Source organism: Candidatus Methylomirabilota bacterium (genome assembly GCA_035260325.1).
Classification (GTDB): domain Bacteria; phylum Methylomirabilota; class Methylomirabilia; order Rokubacteriales; family CSP1-6; genus AR19.
Genome location: DATFVL010000123.1, coordinates 1 through 10,146, shown reverse-complemented (window position 1 = coordinate 10,146; position 10,146 = coordinate 1). Strand labels below are relative to the sequence as shown.

Sequence of the window (10,146 nt, the reverse complement as noted above, 5' to 3'; positions counted from 1 at the left end):
ATCCTCGCCCGCGCGTGGGCCCGCATCCTTTGGCGCTGCTGGCAGGATCGCACCCCATACGACGTCCGCCGGCATCGCGCCGCCCAGGCGCTCGCCGCTGCCTGAGCGCGCGATGGTTGACACAGGATGTCTCATGTACGCCCGGGCTTGGTCTTGATGATCTCCTTCACGACGTCGAATTCCTTGCGCTTCTCGGCGATCTCCTCGGGCGTCATCTTGTCGAGGTTCGAGTAATCGAGCTTCCACGACGCGTCGTCACGCCACCGCAGCGGCGACTGCACCGTGGTGCGGCCGCCGGGTGCCCCCTCCAGCACGCGCAGCGCCAGCTCGAGCGTGGCCGCCTGCGACGCGGCGTCGAACGGGCGCCCGGCGGAGTTGCCGAGCGGGAAGTCGCTGAAGAGGAAGCGCGGCACGCCGCAGTGCTCGACGATGTCCTTGGCGCATCCCATGATGACGGTGGGGAGGCCGCCCGCCTCGAGGTGCCGCGCCACCAGACTCACGGTCTGGTGACACACCGGTCAGCTCGGGACGAGCACCGCCACGACCGCGCCGTCTTCCCGGCACCGCCGGAGGAGCTCCGGCGCGTCCGTCTCCAGCGTCACCCGGTGGCTCCGGTTCGTGGGCGCGCCGTGGAAGCGTGGCGTGAGCGCGCCGATGCGTCCCGCCGCCGCGGCCTCTCGCAGCCGCGCCAGGGGGAACCAGGTGTTCGGGTCCTCGGCCGTGGTGTGCTTGCGGTCGTAGCCGACGTGCGAGATGCGCAGATCGGGCGCCGCGATCGTCGCATCGGAATAAACCTTGTAGAACTTCGCGGCGGCGTTGTACGGCGCGCCCGGCCCCTGGTCGCCGACGCCCGGCTGGTACGGCGCGGCCGTCGTGATCAGCGCCACGCGCGCCTGCGCCAGAGGCGTCGGGAGCGGCGTGAACGGAACGTCCTCGAAGTGCGCCCAGCGATACGGGTTGTCGTAGCCGAGCGCCACGTAGTAGTCGCGCGTGCGCTGCATGTATGGGATCGGGACGTCGTGCTCGGGGGCGAACGTCATCGGTCTCTCCCCTGTGCACGACAGCTTATAACCGCGCCCTTCCCCGGCGCAACGCCCCCGCGCCGGGTCATGCGCCCGCTCAACCGCCTCGGCCGGTTTCGGTCACTGCCGGCGCCGCGGCCGCGCCGCGCCGCTCGGCCGAGGCGGAGTGTCGGACCGGGCCCGGACGCGCGCGAGCCTCCGGGCTTGGCGAATCGCGTGCGCGTGCGCTTCGATGTTGGCGAGGAGAGCCGGATGGTTCTCCTGCTTCAGTCCCTGCTCGATGAGAGCGCGCAAGATGACCTGGAGGCTCACGGGGAGCTTGAGCTTCACCGTCGCCTTGCCGGCGAGGACGCGCGCCCGGCCCAGGACGTTCTCGGACAGAATGAGGAGCACTCTGGCGCGGTTCTCCAATAGTCCACCTCCGTGTGCGGCCGGCCACGGCGCGTCGGATGCCATTTCCCGGGCGGACTCAGGAGGAGGGGCGTGAGCGCTGTCGAGGGTGCGTCCCGTTTCGCGCGTGGGGCGTGCCCGGAGTCACCGCCATGAGCACACAGCGGCAGCCGGGATGGAGCGGTGGCATGGCGTCGCTCCCATATCCCACTTCGTGGGCGTTGACGCTGTCGCACACCGAACACCGCTCGCCGTCCTCTTGCCGGACGACTCGCACCCGCCGTCCCTGCTTCGTGTAGCGGCCGAGCTCGGAGGCCTGCCGCCCGAGCACGTCGAGCCACTCCAGGAGGAGATCGAGCTTCCGCTGCCGGTAGGCCGCACGCACCGCCGGCGGCGCCTCGGACCCGGGAACCACGCGCAGGCCGTCCCAGCGCGCGGGGAACGCGCCGCGCGCGGTGAAGAAGGCGTGCCAGCGATCGAACGCCGACCACATGAACGCCCGGTCGATGAGGCCGGTCACGGGCGGCGCCCATCCCTGGCCGGGCCCCATGCGCAGGCGGCCTATCTTGAGGAGCCCGACGATCACCTCCCGGTCATCGTCCGAGAAGCCGTCGATGCCGGCCAGGGCACTCGTCGCCGCATCGAGGCTGTGGCTGATCCGGGGCCGCCGCGTCTCCTGAAGCACGCTTGACTATATCATTTATCTATTATATAAGATATACAAGAGTGAGTGGCCGTCTGGTCTTGGTGGCGGTTCACGGAACCCCTGCCTCGTCAGGCCCTGACTCCGGCGCCCTCCGCGTGTCGCCGGAGCCGGCATGAATTCACAGCGTGGAAGCAGCCCAGAGGTTACCCATGGCTCAGAAACTGTTCATCGGCGGTCTGTCGTTCAACACCTCGACGGAGAGGCTTCGTGAGGTCTTCGCCGCCGCCGGCCAGGTCGAATCGGCCGCGGTCGTGACCGATCGCGATACCGGTCGTTCGCGCGGCTTCGGCTTCGTGGAAATGGCCACGGCGGAAGAAGCCGAGCAGGCGATCACGCAGTTCAACGGCAAAGAGCTCGATGGCCGCCAGCTCAAGGTGGAAAAGGCCTCGGGCGGCGGCGGCGGCGGCGGGCGAAGCCCGCGCGGCGGCTTCGGCGGATCCTCGCGGGGCGGCGGCCGCTGGTGAACGTCGTCGCGATCTCCACGCCCCTTCATCCCGACTGGCGGTGGCGGATCGTCAACTTCGCGGGCGAAGTCGTGGAGGAGTCGACGGAAGGCTTCCCGACCATCGGTATCGCCCTCGCGGCGGGAGTCAAGCACCGTCGGCACATGAACGTGACCGACCATTCGACGCGGCCGTCGCCGTACAGCAGCTCCACGTCGCATCTGCGGGTGCGATGGCCCGGACGGCCGACGGCGCCCCCGGGCGACCGTCGGGGGTAGGGCAGCTGTCGGCGCGCGCGAGAGTGTCCCTGGTCCGAACATCAAGGAGGCTCCTCATGCAAGTGCAAAGACCAACATGGCTCAAACCAGGCATCTGGGGCCTGATCATCGGCTCGCTGGGAACCATGATCATCGGCTTTTCATGGCTGGGCTGGACGCTCGGCAGCACCGCCGAGAAATCCGCTCAGCTCCGTACCGACGTCGCCGTGACCTCCGCCCTCACCCCGATCTGCGTCCAGAGCTTCCTGAGGCAATCGGACGCGGTCAAGAAATTGACCGGGCTCAAGGAAATCGACTCCTGGAAACAGGGCGAGTTCGTCGAAAAGGGCGGCTGGGCCACGATGCCGGGCAGCAACGCCCCGGCCCCGGGCGTTGCGAGCGCGTGCGCCGAGGTGCTCCTGAAGACCAAGGCGTAGAGGCCGCTCCGCCGGCGAGGCGGCGATGAAGTGGCTCCTCGAGTTCTACAACGAGCGGCGGGGGATCGTCGCGCGCTACCGTATTGAGGCGCCGCTCCCAGCGGCGGCGGTCCCCCTCGGCCGGACCGCGCTGCTCGCGGAGTATCCATCGATTCCGCGCAGCGGCCGGCTGAGCTTGTTCGAGCGGGCCGAGCGCGTCGGCGGCCAAGACGCGAGCGGCTGGGTGCTCCACCGGATCGTGCAGGACGACGGGCAAGGGTCTCTTACGTCAGCGGGATCGTGAACGTGAACGTCGAGCCGACGCCCACCTGACTCTCGATCCAGATCTTGCCGCCGTGCAGCTCGACGAGCTTTCGACAGAGCGCGAGCCCGAGCCCCGTCCCTTCCTGCTTCGCCGAGCTGGCTCCCACCTGACGAAACTCCTCGAACACCGTCTCCTGGTCCTCCGGCGCGATGCCGACCCCGGTGTCGGTGACCGACACCTGCGCGACGCCGTCCGCCGGCACGGCCCGCACCTCGATCCGCCCGCGTTCCGGCGTGAACTTGATCGCGTTCGACAAGAGGTTCAAGAGCACCTGCCGGATCTTCCGCTCGTCCACCCGTACCTGCCCGAGCCGCGCGTCGACGGTCACGTGCAGCGCGATTTCCTTGCGCCCGGCCCGCTCGCGGACGAGCGTCGCGGCGCTCGTCAGCGCCTCGCCGAGGTCGAAGTCCGCCAGCTCCAGCTCCATCCGCCCCGCCTCGACCTTCGAGAGGTCGAGGATGTCGTTGATCAGCGACAGGAGATGGTGGCCGGAGGCGAAAATATCGCGGAGATATTCCTCCTGCTTCGCGTTGAGCTCGCCGAACATCCGCTCCAGGAGCACCTCGGAGAAACCGATGATCGCGTTGAGCGGCGTGCGCAACTCGTGCGACATGTTCGCGAGGAACTCGGACTTGTGGCGGCTGGCGACCTCGAGCTGGGTGCTCTTCTCCTCGAGCTCGCGGAGCAGGCGGGCGTTCTGCTCGAGCGCCTCGGTCAGCTCGCGGTTACGGGCGGCGATCTCCTGCTCGCGGCCGCGCCCCTCGGCGTAGAGGCGCGCCTCCTCCAGCGCGGTGGCGAGCTGCTGGCAGACCAGCGTGAAGAGCTCGACGCTGGCCGGGGTGATCGGCCGCCGGGTCGTCTTGTTGTCGGCGCTGGCGACGCCGATCACACGGTCGCCGGCGACGAGCGGCACGACGATGAACCGACGGCTCCGGAAGTACGCGCGGTCCCGGTACTCGGCGGCAACGGGCGGCACGCGGAGCAGCTCCTCATCGGTCAGGATCGCCAGCGGCCGCCGCGTCGCGAAAGCGTGGTAGAGGGGGCCGGCCGCGGGCGAGAGCGGGAGGCGCTCGAACATCTCGACACCGACGGCGGTCGCCACGTCGAACGTCGTCTGGTCGGCCGACACGAGGGCCACGTAGAAGCGATCGAAGCCCAGGATTTCGTGCACCCCTTGCACGAAGGCGCGCAGGCGATCCTGGGGGTCCCAGGACATCTGCATCGAGGCCGTCAGCCGGTAGAGCCGATCGAGGAGTTGCCGGTGCTCCTCGGCCTCGCTGAACATCGCCCGGTAGCGCGCCTCGCTCTCCCGCAGCGCTTCCTCGCCGAGCTTGCGGTCGGTGATGTCGCGGTAGATCCCCTGAAAGCCGATCGGCCTGCCCTGACGATCGCGCAACATCCGCGTCCGTCCCTCGAGCGGGACCACGCGGCCGTCCTTGCAGAGCGTGGCAACCTCGAAGAGCGAGGGGAGCTTTTCGCCGGCGAGCGCGCGCCGGGTGCGCTCCGCCATGCGCTCGCGATCGGCGGGCGCGACGAGGGTGCCCCAGTCGCGCCCCATCAGCTCGTCGCGGGTCCAGCCGGTCAGGCGCTCGTACGCGCGGTTGACGCTCGTCACCGTGCCGTCGTGCGAGAACGTGAGGATGAAGTCGTTCGCGTTGTCGAACAGGCTGCGGTACCGTTCTTCGCTCTCCCGCAGGGCCTCCTCGGCGCGCCGGCGCTCGCGGATGTCCCGGAACACCCCGAGATGCTCGATCGGCTGGCCCCGCGCGTCCCGGATGAAGGCGGCCCAGCCCTCGGCGGGCACGAGGCTCCCGTCCCGGTGCACCGCCTCGAGCTCGAAGATCTTGGAGAGCTTCTCGCCCGCCAACGCGCGGCGGACGCGCTCGTACCCGAGGGCGACCGACGCGGGCGTGAGGATCCGCTCGATGTTGTGACCGATCAGCTCCTCGCGCGACCACCCGAGCGTCTTCTCGGTCGCCCGGTTGACGGTGGTGATCGTCCCGTCGAGCCGGCACGAGACGACGAAATCGTCGGCGTACTCGAAGAGGGACCGCAGCCGCGCCTCGCCCTGGCGGAGCTCGCCGGCGGCGCGCTCGCTCTGCCGCAGGCGCCGCTCCAGCGCGCGGGCGCGCCGCTGCAACGCCTGAACCTGGGCCGTGAGCTCGGCTCGTGTCATCCGTGGGGCGCTTCCACGTGCGCGCATGGCAGTGCCGACAGCATAGGCGAGGTGCGAGAGACTCAGCAAGCGGCCGGTCTCGGCGTCGCCGAGCAGATACAGATGACAGCGGCTGCGGTTCACGTAATCATCGTCCAGTCCCGTCGAGTGGTTCGAGGTGCTATGACTGATCAGGAATCTGGCGGATGGACTGTCAGCGCTAGCACCGCAACGCTCGCAGAGCTATATCGGCTCCTGGAAGGCTCCCCGGATCCCTCGAAGCGTATCGGAATTCAGCGAGAACTCGTGAACCGAGCGCGACACCAGAGACTATCAACCGAAGAAATCTTCAAGATCCTGGTGGCTAATGTGCCGACCAAGCGCGCTCGCGGGGAGATAGCCAAGCAGTGGTGCGAGGCGCTAGGACTTGCAGAAAAGGAAGCGAAGCGACTGGCGGGTTAGCCCGCCGCGGCTCTTGTCTCCTTGCTCGCGAGCGCGGCGATCAAGCGCGCAGCTGGCTGAACGATCGTGCGTTCGTAATACTCCCGCTTGGGCGAAGAAATGCGGCGGCGACGCCTCTTCGCCGCCGTGGTCGACGATCTCGTCGCCCGCTTTACCTTCGTTTTCATGTCGCCCTCAGCTTTGACTATCACTAGCCGCGTGTCAAGACCTTCGGCTCGCGTCATCCCGGGCACGCTTCCACCTGAATCCCGAAGGCTGCGACCCGCGTCCCAACGGGCGGGAGGAGCCCCACGATGCCCGAGACACTCCATCTGACCGAGCAGAACTTCGACGAGGCGCTGGTTGCGAACCAGGGTCTTCTCATGCTGGACTTCTGGGCCGAGTGGTGTGGGCCGTGCCGGATGATCGCGCCGGTTCTCGAGGAGCTGGCCGACGCCTCGGAAGGCCGGGTGACGCTGATGAAGATCAACGTCGACGAGAACCCGGGGCTGGCGGCTCGGTTAGACATCCGGTCGATCCCGACGATCCTGTTCGTCAAGGACGGCGCGGTCGTCGACAGGGTCATCGGCGCGGTGCCGAAGGCCGCGCTGCAGAACATCGTCAACGCGCGAGCCTGACGCCTGCGCCCGGTCGGGCGGAATCATGGCGCAGTAGGCAGAGCGCAACCGGACGCTGAAGCCGCCTTGTCTGGATCTTCCATCCGGAGGTGTGACATGCGACCGAGACAGTCCCCTCGCACGACCGTCATCGCCGCCCTGCTCCTGCTCGGTGCCGTCACCGTGCCCGCGGCCCACGCTCAGGGCGTGGACGAGCTCAAGCGACGCATCGAGGAGCTCGAGCGATCGACCCGCGAGCAGGTCGACACGCTCAAGCGCATGATCGAGCAGCAAGAGACCGAGCGCGCGAAGGAGCGGCGCGCCCAGGAAGAGCGGGAGCAGAGGCTGCGAGCGCTCCAGGAGCAGGTCCAGCAGCAACAGCTTTCCCTCCAGAAGCAAGAGGAGCGGGTCGCGCAGGTCCTCGAAGGCTGGTCCAACTTCTTCGACCTGCACGCCGGCGGCAGGCAGACCAACAACGGGCCGCCGCTCGTGCTGGGCCAGGACATCCCGGGCAACGTGTACTCGGGCAAGGACTTCAAGATCCGGCTGGGCGGCTCGCTGCGGCTGCACGTGCAGCACAGCGACACCCCGGTCGGGGAGGCGGTCAGCACGGCCCTCCTGCCCAACAACGCGGTGCCCGGCGGCGGGAACAACGCGCACCGCGAGGTGTTCCGCGCCTTCGTGAGCCGCACCCGGCTGAATCTGGCGATGCAAGGGCCGGAGACCCTGGGCGGAAGGACGACCGCCTATTTCGAGATGGACTTCAACCAGCAGGCCAACGGCGCCGGCGAGGTCAACGCCGTCAACAACAACCCGCGCCTGCGGTGGGCCATCGGACGCTGGACGTTCCCGAGCTTCCTCGTCCCGGGCAACGAGCTGATCTGGACGTTCGGGCAAGGGGACGCCTTCGACCAGATCGTGCCGGACACCATCGACTTCAACACGCTGCTGAGCGGGCTCGGGGACGCCGAGCGGCGGAACCCGCGGATCGAGGTGGTCGACAAGTACCCGCTGACGTCCAACGTCAAGTTCCTGACCTCGCTGGGCGTGGAGCGTCCGCTGTTCGATAACCAGGCGCTCGGAGGAACGATGGACTGCGGCTCGGGGTGCCTCAGCGGATTTCCCGCGCTGAGCGCCGGGATCGGACTCGAGGCGGGCCGGCTCGGAGAGGGCTTCGGCATCGGAGCCACCAAGATCTACCTCCGAACGACCTGGGGAGAATTCCACGAGCGCTTCAACGCGGGGACCCTCACGCCGAATCTGAACGCCCAGACGAACTTCACCGAGCACACGTTCGACAACCAGACGGCAGCCTTCAGCGTGACGCTCGATCGGATCGGGTTCAACAAGACGGGGCGGGCGCTGACGCTGAAGCTGACGGGCGGCGGCGTGTGGACGCGGGGTGAGGGACGGATCACGAACTCGGAATTCGACCGGCGAGTGATCCTCGACGGCGGCGGACACCTGGTGCCTGCGCAGAGTGTCGGGGGGTGGATCAACCCGCAGTTCTACCTGATGGACACGCTGAGCCTCCGCTGGGCGGCGGGCACCCAGTGGGCGCTCGAGAGCGATCGCCCGGCGATCACGGGTACGCTCATCGCCGATCCCTCGGGCTCGGGTCGGACCTTCTTCCGCGTCAACAACTTCCAGTCCGAGGCGAGCGTCTGGTGGACGCCGGGGCCCTTCACGTTCGCGCTCGGCTACAACTTCACGAACACCAACTTCAAGAGCGTCGGCGTCACGGGCGGGTCGGAGAGCCGGCACAACGAGAACAACAAGGTCGAGCTCATCACGTGGTGGAGCTTCTAGGTGCGTGATCGGGCACTCCGCCCGATCGCAGTCCCGCGAATCGGACCGGGACCCATCGGCATCATCATGGTCGTAGATCATACATCGAGAAACACGAGAGGCGGGGAATAGGAGTTCAAGGAGAAGTCACATGAGTTCCAACGTTGTCTTGATCACAGGCGCCCTCACAGGCATTGGACGTGCCACAGCGTTAGCCTTCGCTCATGAAGGCGCGCGCATCATCGTCTCCGGACGACGCGACGAAGCTGGCCAAGCATTGGCCACTGAGCTGCGTGCCCTCGGCGCGGAGGCTGACTACGTGCGCGCCGATGTGCGCCGCGAGGACGACGTGCGCAGCCTTGTCGATCAGACCGTCGCGCGCTTTGGCCGCCTGGACGTGGCCGTCAACAACGCCGGTACCGAAGGCCAGCCCGGCCCGGTGACTGAACAGTCCGCCGACAGCTACGTGGCCACCTTCGAGACCAACGTGCTCGGCACGCTGCTGAGCCTGAAGCATGAGCTGCGCGTGATGCTGGCCCAAGGGCACGGCAACATCGTCAACCTGTCTTCTGTCCTGGGCCGGGTCGGTGTGCCGGGCGGGTCCGTGTACTCGGCCAGCAAGCACGCGGTCGAAGGGCTGACGAAGTCAGCGGCGCTCGAAGCGGTGGCGTTCGGCGTACGCGTCAACGCGGTCGCCCCTGGTCCGGTCGAGACCGAGATGCTGAACCGCTTCACCGGCAGTGTCGACAGGAAGGCCGGCTTGGTCGCGGGAGTGCCAGCCAAACGCGCAGGGACGCCCGAAGAGATCGCCCAGACCATCGTGTTTCTTGCATCCGACAAGGCGCCTTTCATCACGGGTCAGTCCATCGCCGTCGACGGCGGCAAATTAGCCTAGTAATGCTGCTCATCGCGGGCGGCCTGCGCTAGTGGAAGGCGCACGTTGATGGTAGTGTCGGGGGTCCGAGCCTAGGCACGCTGCTGAGCGACGCGCGATGAGCGAGACCGTCCAGGTCCTGTCGCAGTACGGCTACGTGGTGCTCTTCGCGTTCGTGCTGGCGGAGCAGATCGGGCTCCCGATCCCCGCCGGGCCCGTCCTCCTCGGCGTCGGGGCGCTCATGGGCGCGGGACGGATGAGCCCGGCGCTCGCCTTCGGGGCCGCGCTCGCGGCGTCGCTGCCACCGGACGTCGTCTGGTACGAGCTCGGCCGGCGGCGCGGCGGTCGAGTCCTCGGTCTCCTGTGCCGCCTCGCCCTCGAGCCGGACTCGTGCGTCCGACGGACGGAGAACCTGTTCATCAGGCGCGGGAGGAGCGCGCTGTTGATCGCGAAGTTCGTCCCGGGACTGAGCACCGTCGCTCCGCCCCTTGCCGGGATGGTCGGCGTCGCCCGCTGGCAGTTCCTCCTGCTCGACGGCGCCGGCGCGCTCATCTGGGCAGGCGCCTGGATGGGGCTCGGCTACGTCTTCAGCGATGCCCTGGAGCTCGTCGCGTCGCAGGCGGCCCGTCTTGGACGCTCCCTCGTCGTCGTCGTGGCGGCGGCATTGGCGGGTTACGTTCTCATCAAGTACCTCCAGCGACGGCGTTTTTTC

12 protein-coding genes are annotated in these 10,146 nt (G+C 68.1%); 8 read left to right on the top strand and 4 right to left on the bottom strand.

Features of this window, described 5'->3' with window-relative positions:
* Positions 1–131: 131 nt before the first annotated feature.
* The 3 genes from VKG64_08425 to VKG64_08415 all read right to left on the bottom strand — a co-directional run bounded on the left by VKG64_08425 (position 132) and on the right by VKG64_08415 (position 2,097).
* Positions 132–1,040: a glycine/sarcosine/betaine reductase selenoprotein B family protein gene (locus tag VKG64_08425; GenBank protein HKB25064.1), complete on the bottom strand. Its 909-nt coding sequence runs from the start codon at positions 1,038–1,040 to the stop codon at positions 132–134.
* 102 nt (positions 1,041–1,142) lie between these two features.
* On the bottom strand, positions 1,143–1,415 hold the full coding sequence (locus VKG64_08420; protein HKB25063.1) for a hypothetical protein: 273 nt from the start codon (positions 1,413–1,415) through the stop codon (positions 1,143–1,145).
* Between the two features lie 76 nt (positions 1,416–1,491).
* Positions 1,492–2,097 (bottom strand): hypothetical protein, encoded by a 606-nt coding sequence (locus VKG64_08415; protein HKB25062.1) that lies wholly within the window; start codon positions 2,095–2,097, stop codon positions 1,492–1,494.
* A gap of 170 nt (positions 2,098–2,267) precedes the next feature.
* Here VKG64_08415 and VKG64_08410 point away from each other — a divergent pair, with 170 nt between their 5' ends.
* Genes VKG64_08410 through VKG64_08395 form a run of 4 tightly spaced genes read left to right on the top strand, consistent with a single transcriptional unit; the run spans position 2,268 to position 3,538 of the window.
* Complete coding sequence (locus VKG64_08410; protein HKB25061.1) at positions 2,268–2,582, top strand: RNA-binding protein; 315 nt, start codon at positions 2,268–2,270, stop codon at positions 2,580–2,582.
* Positions 2,579–2,839: a hypothetical protein gene (locus VKG64_08405; GenBank protein ID HKB25060.1), complete on the top strand. Its 261-nt coding sequence runs from the start codon at positions 2,579–2,581 to the stop codon at positions 2,837–2,839. The genes VKG64_08410 and VKG64_08405 overlap by 4 nt, the downstream gene beginning before the upstream one ends.
* A gap of 56 nt (positions 2,840–2,895) precedes the next feature.
* On the top strand, positions 2,896–3,255 hold the full coding sequence (locus VKG64_08400) for a hypothetical protein (GenBank protein ID HKB25059.1): 360 nt from the start codon (positions 2,896–2,898) through the stop codon (positions 3,253–3,255).
* Between the two features lie 25 nt (positions 3,256–3,280).
* Complete coding sequence (locus VKG64_08395; GenBank protein ID HKB25058.1) at positions 3,281–3,538, top strand: hypothetical protein; 258 nt, start codon at positions 3,281–3,283, stop codon at positions 3,536–3,538.
* Here VKG64_08395 and VKG64_08390 read toward each other — a convergent pair.
* A complete protein-coding gene (locus VKG64_08390; GenBank protein ID HKB25057.1) occupies positions 3,519–5,735 on the bottom strand; it encodes a PAS domain S-box protein in 2,217 nt (738 codons plus the stop codon). The two genes, VKG64_08395 and VKG64_08390, sit on opposite strands and share 20 nt — an antisense overlap.
* Before the next feature lie 734 nt (positions 5,736–6,469).
* Between VKG64_08390 and trxA the strand changes: the two genes are divergently transcribed.
* The 4 genes from trxA to VKG64_08370 form a co-directional block, all read left to right on the top strand.
* On the top strand, positions 6,470–6,793 hold the full coding sequence (gene trxA / locus VKG64_08385; GenBank protein HKB25056.1) for a thioredoxin: 324 nt from the start codon (positions 6,470–6,472) through the stop codon (positions 6,791–6,793).
* A gap of 96 nt (positions 6,794–6,889) precedes the next feature.
* Positions 6,890–8,581, top strand: a complete 1,692-nt coding sequence (locus VKG64_08380) for a hypothetical protein (protein HKB25055.1) — start codon at positions 6,890–6,892, stop codon at positions 8,579–8,581.
* 130 nt (positions 8,582–8,711) lie between these two features.
* Positions 8,712–9,455, top strand: coding sequence for a glucose 1-dehydrogenase (locus tag VKG64_08375; GenBank protein HKB25054.1), 744 nt, complete (start codon positions 8,712–8,714; stop codon positions 9,453–9,455).
* Between the two features lie 97 nt (positions 9,456–9,552).
* Positions 9,553–10,146 (top strand): DedA family protein (locus VKG64_08370; GenBank protein HKB25053.1); only part of this gene is annotated, 594 nt, incomplete at its 3' end.